General features: G+C 30.8%; 12 protein-coding genes and 1 riboswitch. Of the genes, 1 reads left to right on the top strand and 11 read right to left on the bottom strand.

Features of this window, described 5'->3' with window-relative positions; translation table 11 throughout:
* Window positions 1–24: 24 nt before the first annotated feature.
* A complete protein-coding gene (gene nifV / locus RR561_RS02230) occupies window positions 25–1197 on the bottom strand; it encodes a homocitrate synthase (RefSeq protein ID WP_334309574.1) in 1173 nt (390 codons plus the stop codon).
* A gap of 1141 nt (window positions 1198–2338) precedes the next feature.
* On the opposite strand from nifV, the gene RR561_RS02225 reads away from it, so the two are divergent.
* Window positions 2339–3421 carry a DEAD/DEAH box helicase gene (locus RR561_RS02225; RefSeq protein ID WP_332505791.1) on the top strand — a complete coding sequence of 361 codons (1083 nt, stop codon included), beginning with the start codon at window positions 2339–2341 and terminating at the stop codon, window positions 3419–3421.
* A 201-nt stretch (window positions 3422–3622) separates the two neighbouring features.
* On the opposite strand, the gene RR561_RS02220 is transcribed toward RR561_RS02225, so the two are convergent.
* The 10 genes from RR561_RS02220 to thiD form a co-directional block, all read right to left on the bottom strand.
* Window positions 3623–4009 carry a desulfoferrodoxin family protein gene (locus RR561_RS02220; protein ID WP_332505790.1) on the bottom strand — a complete coding sequence of 129 codons (387 nt, stop codon included), beginning with the start codon at window positions 4007–4009 and terminating at the stop codon, window positions 3623–3625.
* 21 nt (window positions 4010–4030) lie between these two features.
* Window positions 4031–4411, bottom strand: coding sequence for a Fur family transcriptional regulator (locus tag RR561_RS02215; protein ID WP_332505789.1), 381 nt, complete (start codon window positions 4409–4411; stop codon window positions 4031–4033).
* A 36-nt stretch (window positions 4412–4447) separates the two neighbouring features.
* Complete coding sequence (gene rbr, locus RR561_RS02210) at window positions 4448–4996, bottom strand: rubrerythrin (protein ID WP_332505788.1); 549 nt, start codon at window positions 4994–4996, stop codon at window positions 4448–4450.
* Between the two features lie 415 nt (window positions 4997–5411).
* On the bottom strand, window positions 5412–5822 hold the full coding sequence (locus RR561_RS02205) for a universal stress protein (protein WP_332505787.1): 411 nt from the start codon (window positions 5820–5822) through the stop codon (window positions 5412–5414).
* Window positions 5823–5950: 128 nt separating this feature from the next.
* The gene (gene brnQ, locus RR561_RS02200) at window positions 5951–7252 is read right to left on the bottom strand and encodes a branched-chain amino acid transport system II carrier protein (protein ID WP_332505786.1); all 1302 of its coding nucleotides are present in this window, start codon (window positions 7250–7252) and stop codon (window positions 5951–5953) included.
* 792 nt (window positions 7253–8044) lie between these two features.
* Window positions 8045–10165 (bottom strand): C39 family peptidase, encoded by a 2121-nt coding sequence (locus RR561_RS02195; RefSeq protein WP_332505785.1) that lies wholly within the window; start codon window positions 10163–10165, stop codon window positions 8045–8047.
* Window positions 10166–10273: 108 nt separating this feature from the next.
* Window positions 10274–10777, bottom strand: coding sequence for an RrF2 family transcriptional regulator (locus RR561_RS02190; RefSeq protein ID WP_332505784.1), 504 nt, complete (start codon window positions 10775–10777; stop codon window positions 10274–10276).
* 535 nt (window positions 10778–11312) lie between these two features.
* A complete protein-coding gene (gene thiC / locus RR561_RS02185; RefSeq protein ID WP_332505783.1) occupies window positions 11313–12620 on the bottom strand; it encodes a phosphomethylpyrimidine synthase ThiC in 1308 nt (435 codons plus the stop codon).
* 130 nt (window positions 12621–12750) lie between these two features.
* A complete protein-coding gene (gene thiM, locus RR561_RS02180) occupies window positions 12751–14202 on the bottom strand; it encodes a hydroxyethylthiazole kinase (protein WP_332505782.1) in 1452 nt (483 codons plus the stop codon).
* Between the two features lie 51 nt (window positions 14203–14253).
* On the bottom strand, window positions 14254–15075 hold the full coding sequence (thiD, locus tag RR561_RS02175; protein WP_332505781.1) for a bifunctional hydroxymethylpyrimidine kinase/phosphomethylpyrimidine kinase: 822 nt from the start codon (window positions 15073–15075) through the stop codon (window positions 14254–14256).
* A 100-nt stretch (window positions 15076–15175) separates the two neighbouring features.
* Window positions 15176–15284, bottom strand: a riboswitch (TPP riboswitch).
* Between the last annotated feature and the right edge of the window lie 90 nt (window positions 15285–15374).

Raw genomic sequence — 15374 nt, 5'->3', positions numbered from 1 at the left:
ACACCCTTTAAATTTAAATTCATTTTATATTGCCCTAATTATTCCTTTTTTTTTCTCAGCTAATACACCCTTGTATATTGAAGCAATTTCCTTATCAAATAAAGATCTCTTGAGTCTTACAGAAGTTCTTCTTATTTCTTCAAGAACCAAGTTTGCATCTTCATCACTTATGTCTACACCAAATTCTTTGAATTTGTTAATTACAGCTGCTTTACCTGAGTGCTTTCCTATTACAATCTGTCTTTCAAGCCCAACTTCTGCTGGATCAAATGCTTCATAGTTCTTTGGATTTTTCAATGCTCCATCAGCATGGATTCCAGATTCATGTCTAAACATATTGCTACCGACAATTGCCTTCCAAGCAGGTATTTCTCTTCCTGAAGCTCTTGAAACATATTCAGACAGTTCTATAAATTTTCTAGTGTCTATATTAGATTCATATTTTAATACATGAATAAGAGACATCAACACTTCTTCCAAAGCCGCATTTCCTGCTCTTTCACCTAGACCATTTACTGTTACACCTACATAGTTTGCTCCACCTAATACTCCCCCGATAGCGTTTGCCGTAGCCATACCAAAATCGTTATGAGTATGCATTTCTATATCAAAACCAGTTGCTTTATGTATTTTTTCTATTTTATTTCTAGTTGAGAAAGGATCCATAACACCTACTGTATCACAGAATCTAAATCTATCTGCACCAGCCTCTTTTGCACATTCAATGAACTCTATCAAGAAATCATCGTCTGCTCTAGATGCATCTTCACCGTTAACTGATACGTATAACCCATTTTTCTTAGCATATTCAGTAGTCTTTACCATTTGTTCCAAAACCCATTCTCTAGAAGTTTTTAACTTGTTTTGAATGTGTATGTCAGAAACAGAAATAGAAATTGCTACTGCATCTACGCCACAATCGATACTTTGCTGAACATCGCCAATTACTGCACGATTCCATGCCATAATACTAGAATCTAGGTTTCTTTTTACTATTTGCTTTATCGCTTCTTTTTCATCTCCGCCCATTGTAGGGATTCCAACTTCAAGCTGATTTACGCCTAGATCACTTAACATTTCTGCAATCATAATTTTTTCACTATTTGCAAACACTACTCCAGCAGTCTGCTCTCCATCTCTCAAAGTAGTATCAACAATTTTTAATTCTCTTCCCTGAATCTTATCAATCACACACATTACACTAACCTCCTATTAATTAACTCTTATTTTTCATATATAATTTCACTTATGCAAGTCTTTTTTTTATTCATTCATTTGCTTAAATATTATTATAATTGCTTATAAGTTAATTTGCAAGTCTTTTTCGCTTTTTTATGATATTATTTTTATGATACTTTCATTTTTGACATATTTTTACTCATTCATTCCTATATAACGCTCTTTTTTGCAATTATATAAAATGTACTTTCATAGAAGGACTTTTTTCAGATTATTATAAACTTTTTATATTCTAAATAATAAAGATTTATTTATTGTAATATGTGAATAATCTTTTTCTACACTAGTAATTTTCTTTCCTATCTTACTATATATTTATAAAAAATATGTTTTAAAACTTTTGTATACAGAATACCCTTTTATTTAATTGATTATAAATTTTAAAAAACCTTTTATTTATATATTTTTGCTTGTTTACAAGTATTATTTTTTTCTTTTTTAAACAGATTTTTTTATAATTGAATAATTTCAACATTTAGTGTATTTTACTTTTACATTATAGCTATATCTATATGATTTCATCTAGATATACCTTTTCAAAATACATCTACAGATTTTCAAGTATCGCATTATAGACTCTGTAATTATTTTTTAATTTTATTTTATTCAAAAATACTCCCCTGAAATCATACACATACAATAAAAGATGCATTCGAAAAACTTATTTTATTTTTATCTTTTTAATTTCATTCATTTATCTTTTATTGATTTTATCAGCCTCTCTCATCCATTTATCTTTTATTGATTTTATTGTCTTTTTTCATTTATTTATCTTTATTGATTTTATTGTCCTATTTCATCCATTTACCTTTTATTGATCTTAATTGTCTTATTTCATTGATTTATCTTTCATTGATTTTATTGTCTTTTTTAATCTATTTTATTCGCTTATTTTTTATTAATACTATTAGCTTATTTTTTGATTTTCTATTTTATTCATATTTTTTATATTTTATTGTATATATATTTCTATATTTACCGTTTTTTATAGCCTATGTGATATAATATAATTCGTATCAGGTGACTAATACCTGAAATAAAATAAAAGGAGGATGGGCAATCCCAAAGCTAATAACTCTCAGGTTATTGCCCAAAATATATGAATTTTAAAGAAATGGGAATCAATGAAAATTTGGTAGATGCATTGCACAGAATGGGAATTAACGAGCCTACACCTATACAAAAACAAGTTATACCAAATATACTAAAAAATAATAATATAGTAGCAGAATCAAACACTGGAACTGGAAAAACTCTTTCTTTTCTTATTCCAATAATAAATAAGATACATAATGAAGAATTAAATTCAGTATTGGTATTAGCTCCTACAAGAGAACTTGTAGTTCAAATACATGCCGAAACAGAAAAAATAATAAATTTACTTGAAAATGATAATATCAGCACTCTTGCCATATACGGTGGTAAGGATATTAAATCACAAATCAATAAATTAAAAAATGAAATCAATATTATAATTGCAACTCCTGGAAGACTTTTAGATCATATGAACAGAAAAACTATAGATTTGAAAGATATCTCTTCTGTTATTATAGATGAAGCTGATCAAATGCTTTTAATGGGCTTTAGAAATGAAATAGATATTGTTTTAAAGGATATTAAGTCTATCAATCAAATAATGCTCCTATCAGCCACTATCGATTCAAAGGTCAAAAAACTTGCCTATAGATACGCTGATAATTTTGAAATCATTAGTTCTAAATCAGAGTTTGATATTCCAAAACTAATAAATCAAGAGTTTATATTTACAACTGATAGAAAGAAATTTGATGACTTATGTGAAAAAATAGAAATAGATAAACCTTTCATGGCTATTATATTTTGCAGAACAAAGGCTCGTGTAAATAATTTAGATTTAAAACTAGCACAGGCTGGATATAATTGCGAAAAAATTCATAGTGATATAAGTCAGGCAAAAAGAGAAAGAATCCTTAAAAACTTTAGAGATATGAAAATACAATTTTTAATATCCACCGATTTAGCATCTAGAGGGCTAGACATTGATGGAGTTAGCAATATATACAACTATGACTTTCCAGAGTCACCAGAGGACTATATACACAGAATAGGAAGAACTGGGAGAATAGGTCATGAGGGAAACTCTTGCTCTTTTATCACTGATAAAAATTTAGATGTATATGATAAGGTCAAAAATATTAAATAATAATAAAATTACTATCATTTAATACCCAGTTATAGACATAGATAAATAGCTTCATTATATTTTTCTTTTTTAAAAATTAATTTTATGAGCACATACTAGACCTTAAGTATAATTATAAAATCTAAAAAGGCAATTGCAAACTCGAAAGAGTTCACAATTGCCTTTTTTATTAATCAATTACATAAAATTGTATGTTTTTAATTATATTTCAGCAACCCATAATCCATGAAGATTACAGTATTCGTATGCTGCAACAGCCTTATCATCGTCTGCTATAACAAATTCAGCTACAGGCTTTCCTGTTGGAAGTAAATCAACTCTCTGAACAGTCTTTTCAGTTACTAATACTATAAAAGCGATATGATGCTCTACAGTCATAGGATGTTCTACACTACCAATTTTAACTGAAACCTTATTTCCATTAACTGTTACTACTGGTACATGCTTTTCACCAGCTGCATCAGTTGAATTAGCTTCTAGACGGATCATATCCTGTTCACAACATGATAATGGTCCACCACCGTTTACAATCTTTTCTGTTACGTTACCACATATTTGACACTTATAAAATGCTAAAGTCTTTGCCATATCATTACCTCCTTAAATATATTATGTATCCGTATTACAATTATTACAGATACCTCTTAAAATTATTTCTGTCGAATTTATTTTCAATCCTCTTTTTTTTAGTGAATCATCTACATACTCTATCTCGCCCTTATTTATATCTATTATGGTTTTGCAATTCTCACATATAAAGTGATCATGTTCTTCGGTATTACCGTCAAACCTAACAGGGTCCCCTGGAATATTTATCTTTTTAATATATCCATGTTCTTCTAGTTGAGTCAAATTTCTGTAGACTGTTCCTAAACTGAGATTAGGATTGCTTGATTTCAATGTTTCATAAATATTATCAGCTGTTAGGTGTTCATTGCTACTTAAAACTGTGCGCAAAATCAATTCTCTTTGCTTAGAAAATTTCTTCATTACAAACACCCTTTCATTAAATTAAATCAGCTTATATTATCTCCAGTTTTCGCACTTAACTTCAAAGAATGCCTGTGGATGCTTACATACTGAACATATCTTTGGAGCCTTCTTAGATACGTGGATATGTCCACAGTTCTGGCACTTCCAAACAACTACTTCATCCTTTTCGAATACCTTACCATCCTTTAAGTTCTGTAGTAAAGTTCTATATCTTTCCTCATGTGTTTTTTCTATTGCTCCAACACCTTCGAATAATCTTGCTAATTCCTTGAATCCTTCTTCCTTTGCATCTTCAGCGAAACGAACGTACATATCAGTCCATTCATAATGTTCACCTTCTGCGGCTGCTAGTAGGTTTTCTTCAGTTGTTCCTATTTCTCCTCCACTAAGAGCCTTAAACCATAGCTTAGCATGCTCCTTTTCGTTTCCAGCAGTTTCTAGGAATATATCAGATATCTGATTATATCCTTCCTTCTTTGCTTGAGAAGCATAATAAGTGTACTTATTTCTTGCCATTGATTCACCGGCAAATCCTTCATTTAAATTCTTTTCTGTCTTAGTTCCCTTTAGTTCAATAGTCATTACAACATCCTCCTTAAATTTTTATAAAAAACATAAAAAACAGTCACAATAACAGTAATAATTACTATTATTGATATTGATTATACCCTTTATTTTAAAACTTGTCAAGCTACTTAAATATAGTCAACAATACTTTCATTGCAATACCTACAGTAGCCTTGCACAAATTGATAACGCAATAATATCATATCGAATTTATCAATCCAATATTATAATTATACCCTCATATATATTTATTAAAACATATAAATGATAACATTTACTACTTTTTAAATCATATTTGTATTTTAGTATATTACAATTATTTGTTTTGTTTATATAAATAAAAAACTTAATATGGGTAATTGATTTATAGACAACTATTAATTTTTTATATTATAAAAGGACCACCTGCATATGCAAGTAGCCCTTTTCATTATTCTGGTATTACCATCACTGTAGAAGTAGTATGCTTCAATACATATGATGTACAAGAACCTATTATTCTAGTAAGTCCTGTCTTTGTTGACTTTGTCATTACGATTATTTCTACTCCATCATCTTTAGCTCTTTTGACAATTTCGTCACCTGCATAACCAAATGTAAAGTAAAGGCTAACATCATAGCCATCCATTACCTCTCTAGCTTTTTCAAGAAGTTCTCTGCCAAATTTCTCTGAATTTTTAATCTCATCGCTCATAGAAATTCCATCTACAAATACTAACTCTTTCACGTTCATTATAGTAACTTCTACATCATTTGGTTCATAAATTTTCTTGATAAAATCTAAAGAATGCATACTTCTCTCGGTTCCATCAATTGGAACTAATATCTTAGTAGTTTTCATAAATAACACTCCTCCTGCTAAAAAAGTAATATTTTAATAGTTAATAATACCATTGCTTAACTATATTATATAACTAAAAGAGGTTTTAGTCAATTTAATATGACTTACTATACTAAATATTCATTTAATTAAGAATTAGCAACTTTTTTGCTTTCCTTATTTCCACTGATCAATAATCCTATTATTCCAGCTATTATTGCAGGAAGTACCCAGTTAAATCCAAGATCTCCACCTGGTAGACTATTGATAAATCCTAGTGAAGGAACCTTATCTGCTAATACTGTGATCGCACTTACTATTACTGTCACACCAACTGATAGCTTGTAAACTAAGTCACTGTGAATCTTATCCTTAACGAAAGCTAAGAATATAAGTACTATTGTAGGTGGGTACACTATTGCAAGTATTGGACTTGCGAAGTTTACTAATCCTGTAACACCCATTGTAGCTGCAGCTGTTGCAAATACACATATAATTAATACAAATCTAGAATAGCTAATTTTTTGCTTAGTTATCATAGTTAAGTATTCAGCAGTTGCTGATGTAAGTCCTATAGCTGTTGTTAAACAAGCTAGAGATACCGCTACTGCAAGTATAGACTTACCTGGTCCTCCTAATAGGCTTTCTGTTATGTTAACTATTATCTGAGACTGCTGTACATTTATATCATATATACTTGATACAGTAGCTCCTAGGTAAGTAAGACCACCATATATTAAAGCTAGTCCAACACATGCTATAAGTCCGGCCTTAACCAATATTTTAACCTGATCTTTTGGATCTGTGTAACCCTTATTAACAAGAGTTAACATTAATACAGAACCTACCGCTATAGAAACGAAACAGTCCATTGTTTGGTAACCGTCTGCTATACCCTTTTTGAATACGTTTTCAATCATAGGCTGAGCAATTGGCTGACCTAAAGGAGATATTATACCCTTTATAATGATTATAGATAATGCAATAATTAGGAATGGTGTAAGAACCTGACCTACTATATCAATTACCTTTGAAGGTCTTACCGTCATTAAATATGTTAGTACAAAGAATATCACTACAACTAAAAGAAGAGGTACACTGTCTCCTAGTAAAGGTGTAATACCCATTTCGTATGTAGTAGCCCCTGTTCTTGGTATTATTACCAAAGGACCGACACACATGATGTCTATGAAACTTAGTATAAGTGCAGGAATTCTGCCAATTCTACCGAATAGTTCCATTATATGTCCCTGGCAAAGCGCAATCGCTATAACTGCCAACAGAGCTAGACCTGCATCTGAAAAAGTGAATCCTGCGAATGCAGTGAACCACTCTGGACCTGCTATAATTCCTAGATAAGGTGGGAATATCAGATTACCCGCACCAAAAAACATAGCGAATAGTGCAAATCCAAACACAAAAATGTCTTTTACGCTACTTTTCTTATTCATAATAATTTTTCCTCCTTAATTTTTTCCACCTGGTCAGATGAAAAGATTAATTATTATTCATTTTTCAACTTACATCTTTTATTATAGTTTTATATAATAAAGGTGTCAAGGCCATCATATTATAGACAATTTGATTTTGTTATTTTCTAGATTATTTAATATAATAAAGATTTACCCCTGTATTATCTTACTATTATGTAAGTTTTTCTCAATACGATATTCTTTTTAATCGCTATTTAGCCTTATTTTCCTCTTATGACAGCGGAGTATTTGTTTATTATATTAAACAGGTTTGAAAACGTTATTCTGTCTTTAATGTGTATTTCTTTGGTATTTACAAGTTTTTTGAATTTTTTTATTCAATATTCATTATTTTCTAATTGTTTTTTATTTATCACTTTTTCTTGCGTTTTTTCTACACTTTTTGTGTATTTAACATGGATTTTACAAAATCTTTAGCAGTTGTATTAACTATTTATAATTTTTTTATAATATTAAAAAACAACAGGACACAGATAAAATAATAGAATAGAAAATTTTTCTCTTACTTTCTAGTCTATTATTCCCTTTATCTGTGCCCTGTATTCACTATATTGATACAATATATTTTTTTCTATTAAGTTATAATTTGAATCATTTTTTTAGTTTACTTTCTAAGCAAACTAATTTTTTTCGAAATTATGACATATATATTACAGTTTATATTTCATATTATTCTTTCTACAAAATGTAATATTTTTATCACTTTAAATCATGTTTATGCATGATCAACTAAAATCATATCTTTTTATACTACTCTATATCCTGTATTATACTCGGATCATCTGAGTTTCCTGTAGAATCATCGTTAGAATCATTGTTTTTTTGACTCGAACTTGATCCTGAAGAACTCTTTGAAGAGCTTGTATTAGTTTCTGAGTCTGTTTCAGAAGAGTTGTCTGATGTATTATCATCTGATGAACTATAGCTTGAGGAACCAATTTCGCTTACGGCCCATATCTTTCTCAAGTCATTTTTCAATTCATCATACGACCAAGACTTATTAGTGTTTACAATGCTGTTTGGATCATTTATTAAGAAATCTCCTTCTTTATTGTAACCCTTAATAACTATTATATGCCCTCTTTCTGTAAATATTCCAGGCTTTACACTTACTATTAATATTTGTCCATCATCTAAAGCTTTCTTCATCTTCGCTTCCACTGGAACAACATCCCTAGATTCAAGTCCATATTCTTTAAGACCAGTATCAAAAAGTTTCCAGCTTGTGAAATTGTCCTTAGACAAATATCCATTTTCTTCACTATATTTTGCTACGTCATATGGATTGACAGTTGATTCCTTGTCAAAGTGTCTTATAACCATTGCAAGAGATGTTGGTCCACATCCTGATAAACCAATCATTTCCTTACCATAGTTCCTATAACCCCATCTTCTATCCCATTGTAGATATAGAGGAACACTTCCATCAACATAGTAACTAGAGCTTATATTGCCTTCTAAGCTTTTAGCATTATATTTGTCTTTATCTTTATAGCTATAAACAAAATCAATAGTCTCAGGATTTGCTATCAATAAGTTAATCATATTTTCTGGATATGACTTTATATTTTCAATTATATAATCCATCCTTTGAGACTCATCTGCATTTAACTTAGCTTTGATAACTTCCAATTTATTAATTTTTTCTTCAATGCTCTCTTCTTTCTTCTCTGTCTTAGACTTATCATCTTCTTTTTTCTTAACTTGAGTAGTAGCTGCATTATTTTGAGTTGTCTTTGTCTTGCTACTTCTCAATTTATCAATACCTGCTGCTGCAAAAACAATTATCAAAAGCAGTACAATAATTATACCACCTATTTTTTTAATATTTAACTTTGATTCTTTTTTTGCAGTGTTATTTCTATAAACATTACCTCTGTTATTTGCTCTAGATGTTTTGTCTGTTGTGTTTAATTCATCAGAATCATTTTTTTGTGATCTTGACCTTCTTCTTGAGCTTCTATCTAAAGTCGTTGAATTGCTTGAATCTCCAAATTTTTCCTCTTTTAGTTTTAAAATTTTTTCAATTTCATTTTCACGTTCTTTGATATCTTGCTCGTTTTTTAGAATCTCCCTTTTAGTAGTTTCGTCATCTTCATACCCAGTTGTATTTTCATCTACAATTGGCATATCTAAGATTGAACTATCTAAAATTTTCGTGTCAAAACTATCATCATCCTCTTCATTAGAAATACTCGACTTGTCGTCTTCTTTTTTGTTTTCTCTTTTTTCACCGATATTCGGTCTTTCAAAATCAGAATACTCTTTGTATATCTTTACATTAGATTTATCCATCGAAGCACGTTCTCTTGCTTTTCGACGAATATATTCAGCATCATTAACCACAGTATCGTTTACATCAGCATTTTCCAAGTTTTCGGAAATATCTTTTGTGTATCCTAGGTCTACATCTTCTGATTGACCGAGATCTATTCTCTTTCTTTCAGAACCATCCTGAATATCTATATCTGTATTAATATTATCTTCTGTATTATTATTTTTTAAAGCCCACTTTTCTCTTTTCAACTTTTCGATGCTTTCAAGCTTGCTCAGCTCTGAAGCTCTCTTGCTAGATGATACTGGTGAGGACTTCTGTGTTGCTATTCTCTTCTGATTTCTTGCTGCCTGCCTTCTCCTTTGAGCATTTTGTTCAGCCTCTTCTGTAGATAAACTTCTAGTTACTAACTCTCTAACATTGTCATCTTCTTCATTTTCATCATCAGATGGCTTATGAATTTTCTTCAAAACATTAGACTTATATACTTCTTCTTTTTCACTTAAATCTTGATATATATTAGCATACTTATTTTCTACTTTTTTGTTGTTTCCCTTGTACGTATATCTCGTACTTTTTCTGCCATTTGAAGCCATGTTTTGCCCCCTTTCTCAAATAGAGTATTCCCTTTTAATGATAACACAAAACACCATTTTTGTACATTTTTTAAACAAAAAAATAGAAGTACTATACTCCTATTTTAATTAATTTCCATTTCCTTCACTATCTATTGAAGCTGCTCCTTTTGATTTGAACTCATTAGGGCAAGTTTTCTCACCTCTAAGCTCTTTTTCTCTCTTAATTTCACCCAACTTTACTTCGACTTTGTCCAGTGTTATTAACTCCAAAAGATTTACCACTTCATCATTCAAATAGGAAAATAATTCATCTACGTATTCTGACATTCCACTTGCTATTAAACAATCAGATTCTATATCGCCTGAGTGCCATTTTGATTCTATAATAGATACACCTACTGCGTCATAGACTTCTTTAAGGTTTATATCTTTACCTTCCTTGGCTATCATGTATCCGCCATTTACACCTGCCTTTGTTGTAACAAGTCCACTCTTCTTACATCTAGACATTACCTTTCTTATTCTAACAGGATTGGTGCATAGATTTTCTGATAGTTCCTCACTTGATCTAGATTTTCTATCATGAGATAAAAATACCAACACATGAAGCGCTATAATAAACTCACTCATCAAATTGCTCCCTCCATTTTATATGAATAATACTTAACTGACAAAATATCAATCATCTTGTCAAAAATACAATTAACAGTTCTTAAAATAACAATTTTCATATTATATACTTACCCAGTTATATTATTTCATATCAATATATTAAAATATAAATATACTCTTTATTTGCAACTTTATATTTACATCTGTTAATTTTGCCAATAGATAAATTATACATCTTATATTTCAAAAAATCTATCTAATTCAAGAAATTAATAGATTTTGATAATACTAATGTATTTTTCTCTTGTATTTTTCTCGACTTAATTTCAAATAATATTACCCATTATTAACTACCCTATATAATGAAGAGATTTTTTCTTAGTTTGGAACAATTGAAATAAGGACTCGCATAAATACGGGTCCTTATTTCCTTTATTCTTAAAAGTAGGAATTTTTAATACTTATTTCAGATAAGCATTTTATAAAATAAACAAATCAATTGGCTTATTTCTTTGTATATTTTTATATTCATAATATTTATATTTGAAGTTTTTTAACCTTCTCTTAAAATATTTAAATCTTCTCCAGCCATTACTTTTTTCATAGTTCTCATTGAGCACATTTTTCCACACATTGTACAAGAATCATTGTGTTCAGGTGTAGATTCTTCTCTATATCTTTTGGCCTTTTCATTATCTATTGCTAGATCAAACATCTTGTCCCAATCAAGCTCAGCTCTTGCATCTGACATAGCATTGTCCCAATCTCTTGCATGAGGAACCTTCTTAGCTAAATCTGCAGCATGAGCAGCTATCTTAGTAGCTATTATACCCTCTTTCATATCTTCTAGACTAGGTAATCTTAAATGTTCAGCTGGTGTAACATAACATAAAAAGTCAACGCCTGCAGCAGCAGCTATAGCCCCACCTATTGCTGAAGTTATATGATCATACCCAGGAGCAACATCAGTTACTATTGGTCCTAATACATAGAACGGTGCTCCATGGCAAAGTTTTTTCTGCATTACAACATTCGCTTGTATTTCATCCATTGACATATGTCCTGGTCCTTCTATTATTACCTGAACATTTTTCTCCCATGCTCTTAGAGTCAATTCTCCAAGTGTGATCAGTTCTTTTATCTGAGCTGCATCTGAAGAATCATCTATACATCCTGGTCTTAGTGCATCTCCTAAACTTAGAGTTACATCATACTCAGCACAAATATCTAATAGTTCATCATATCTTTCAAAGAATGGATTTTCTGCATCATTTAGCTCCATCCAAGCATACATTAAAGATCCACCTCTAGATACTATGTTGGTTTTTCTTTTATTTCTCTTGAATATATTCATAGCCTCTCTATTCATACCAACATGAATAGTTACAAAGTCAACCCCATCTTCAGCATGTCTTCTTACAACGTCTAAAAATTCATCTGATGTAATATCCTTTAATTCTTTATCATAAAATCCTATAGCATCGTATACAGGCACTGTACCTATCATTGCTGTAGACATATTTACTAGCTTCTGTCTAAACTCTTTAGTCTTACCAAAAGAACTTAAATCCATTATTGCTTCAGCATCCATCTCTATTGCTTTTTGTACCTTTTCTAATTCTTTATCTACATCAGGACAATCTCTTGATATACCAAGGTTAACATTTATCTTAGTAGTAAGACCTTCACCTACACCTTCAGCTTTTAGGTTTTTATGGTTCTTATTGGCTGGTATTGCTATTTTTCCTTCAGCCACCTTACTCATTAATAGCTTAGGATCCATGTGTTCCTTTTCTGCTATTGACTTCATCTCATTTGTTAAAATACCTTTTTTTGCAGCTTCCATTTGTGTCTTATACATTACAGTTACCTCCAAGTAAATTTAAAGTGTTATTTATATAAAACTAAGAATTGAGTAAATTCAATATGCCATTTATTCCTTAGTTTTTTTCGTATTCAGATCTAACTTTTTTAAATATTAGCAATTTTCCCTATATTTCATTTCTAAATTTCCCTATTAAATCCTCTGTTCTCTTTTTACAATCAGTATTTTTTAAGATATCTGATATCACACATATACCTTCTATATCTGTAGCTCTTAGGTAATCTAGATTATCTAATTTTATTCCTCCTATAGCCAGTACTGGTATATGAAGATTACTTGTCATTTCGCATAAAAGTTCTTTTGATACATAATCTGCATCTTTTTTTGTGTCGGTATTAAATACTGCACCCACTCCTATATAATCTGCTCCACTTTCTTGTGCAGATATGGCTTCTTTCATATTTCCCGCAGATATTCCTACTATCTTTTGATGACCTATAATTTTTTTTGCAAGCTCTATTGGCATATCAGATTGCCCCAGGTGAACCCCATCAGCATCTATTGCAAGTGCTATGTCAATTCTGTCATTTATTATAAGAGGAACATTATGTTTATGACATATTTCTTTTAGCTTTACTGCCCTCTCAAAGAATTCTCTAGTAGAAACATTCTTCTCTCTTAATTGAACTAGATTTGCTCCACCCTTTATGCTTTCTTCAACAGATTTATATAAATCTTTACCTAGGCAAGATGCTTCATCTGTAATTAAATACATTGAATATTTATATTCTCTTTTTTCCAAATCTATTTTTGCATTTCTTTTTACTATTTCAGGAGAAAAATGATATATATTATTCATTACATCTACTCTATATGTTCCAATCCCATTTTTTTCTATTTCTTCCCTTTTTATAGCCAACTCTCCTGATATACTCATTGCCAATACACCAGCTATAGCACTTATCAAAGGAGAAGCACCTGCCCCCAGAAAGCTAGCAATCAAAGAAGCTATCATACATCCAGTACCCGTGATATATGATAATATATCCGATTCATTGTATATTTTCACTACGCTTCTTCCATCAGTAATGATGTCTACACTTCCAGTTACTGCACATACACATCTATATTTATTAGCTATCTTTACAGCTGAGTCTATAGCTTCTAGGCTATCTTCATTGGAATCCACTCCCTTTGTCTTGGTCTTCACACCTGCCAAAGACATTATCTCTGAAGCATTTCCTTTTATTACATCCATATGTACTTTTTCCAGTAACTCTAGTACTGCCTCACTTCTATATTTTATAGAACCCATCCCAACAGGATCAAATACTACAGGTATATTTTTTTTATTTGCTGTTACACCTGCTTTTACTATTGTTTCAAGGGGTTGAACATCTATTATCCCGAAGTTTAATACTAGTGCATCTGCTATAGAAGTCATTTCTTCAACTTCTTTTTCACCATCAGCCATTACTGGTGATGCCCCTATTGAAAGAGTCACATTTGCACAATCATTTATTGTTACATAATTTGTTATTTGTTCTATAAGAGGTTTTTTTGATCTTACCTTATCTATAGCTTCGCACACCTCTTTTTTTATTCTTTCTATATCCATATTTCCTACCTCCACAATTATGGTCTTAAAGGTCTATTATTATTTTTTTCATTACCAGCCAAGGCTTTTATATATCTCTCCCATAGGATTTGTTGGACCGCATCCATGTCCTATATCTAGAGAATTCTCAATAGCCTTCGTAATAAACTTCTTTGAATTTCCTATTGATTCTTCTATTGAATAACCCAAAGCTAAATTTGAAGCTATTGCAGAAGAAAGTGTACACCCTGTTCCATGCGTATTTTTTGTATCTATTCTATGATTATCATAATAAAAAACATCTAGATCTTTTGTGACAAGAACATCACATGGCCTATCTAATAGATGTCCTCCTTTTATTAAGACATGATTCTTCGTATAATTAGTAATTATTTTACCTGCCTTTACCATATCTTCTGCAGACTCAAGATCCAAAAGTTTATTTTCATCTATGTGATGAACTATACATCTTGCCTCTGCCAGATTTGGAGTGACAATATCAGCTACTGGAAGAAGTTCTCTAACCAATACCTCTTTTGCCTGTGTATTTATTAAATCAAAGCCCGATGTTGAGATCATAACCGGGTCCAATACAACATTTTTTGGCTTGTATACCAACAACATATCACATACTGCCTTTATTATTTCTATATCTGAGAGCATACCAATCTTAACAGCATCTACATCAATATCTTCAAATATAACCTTTATCTGATCCTTTACCATAGTATCGGATATATTTTCCACACTTCTAACACCCAAAGTATTTTGGGCAGTAATTGCTGTTATTGCGCTCATGCCATATACTCCGCACGATGCGAAAGTTTTTAAATCTGTTTGTATACCTGCCCCTCCACTAGAGTCAGATCCTGCTATAGTGATTACTTTTTTCATTATGTACCCCCTTTTCAAATTACAGCTTTACAAGTCTATTTAAGCGCATAAAAAAAGCACATACCCTAAGGTATATGCTCGCGTTTACGTATATTATACTTTCTTCAATATATGTTCCTTCCTACGCTGGCATTACCCAGATCAGGTTATAAGGTCAAGAATTACATTCTTATCTCAGCCGATTTTTATCAGCCCCCTTGTACAAATATTCTATTTTTATTTTAAATTCCAAGACATATAATCGTATGTCTCAAGCTTACATTTTAATATTAGCACAACTTTTTATTTTTGTAAACCTT

It is taken from the genome of Peptostreptococcus sp. (assembly GCF_036639115.1).
In the GTDB taxonomy this organism is placed as follows: Bacteria; Bacillota; Clostridia; order Peptostreptococcales; family Peptostreptococcaceae; genus Peptostreptococcus.
This window is presented reverse-complemented; position numbering and strand designations above follow the sequence as displayed.

What these genes read in the sequence shown, in the direction of transcription:
- thiM (WP_332505782.1), bottom strand. Translation starts at nt 14,202, where the DNA reads ATGGATATAGAAAGAATAAAAAAAGAGGTGTGCGAAGCTATAGATAAG.
- RR561_RS02225 (WP_332505791.1), top strand. Translation starts at nt 2,339, where the DNA reads ATGAATTTTAAAGAAATGGGAATCAATGAAAATTTGGTAGATGCATTG.
- RR561_RS02220 (WP_332505790.1), bottom strand. Translation starts at nt 4,009, where the DNA reads ATGGCAAAGACTTTAGCATTTTATAAGTGTCAAATATGTGGTAACGTA.
- RR561_RS02190 (WP_332505784.1), bottom strand. Translation starts at nt 10,777, where the DNA reads ATGAGTGAGTTTATTATAGCGCTTCATGTGTTGGTATTTTTATCTCAT.
- nifV (WP_334309574.1), bottom strand. Translation starts at nt 1,197, where the DNA reads ATGTGTGTGATTGATAAGATTCAGGGAAGAGAATTAAAAATTGTTGAT.
- RR561_RS02205 (WP_332505787.1), bottom strand. Translation starts at nt 5,822, where the DNA reads ATGAAAACTACTAAGATATTAGTTCCAATTGATGGAACCGAGAGAAGT.
- RR561_RS02195 (WP_332505785.1), bottom strand. Translation starts at nt 10,165, where the DNA reads ATGGCTTCAAATGGCAGAAAAAGTACGAGATATACGTACAAGGGAAAC.
- RR561_RS02215 (WP_332505789.1), bottom strand. Translation starts at nt 4,411, where the DNA reads ATGAAGAAATTTTCTAAGCAAAGAGAATTGATTTTGCGCACAGTTTTA.
- thiD (WP_332505781.1), bottom strand. Translation starts at nt 15,075, where the DNA reads ATGAAAAAAGTAATCACTATAGCAGGATCTGACTCTAGTGGAGGGGCA.
- brnQ (WP_332505786.1), bottom strand. Translation starts at nt 7,252, where the DNA reads ATGAATAAGAAAAGTAGCGTAAAAGACATTTTTGTGTTTGGATTTGCA.
- thiC (WP_332505783.1), bottom strand. Translation starts at nt 12,620, where the DNA reads ATGTATAAGACACAAATGGAAGCTGCAAAAAAAGGTATTTTAACAAAT.
- rbr (WP_332505788.1), bottom strand. Translation starts at nt 4,996, where the DNA reads ATGACTATTGAACTAAAGGGAACTAAGACAGAAAAGAATTTAAATGAA.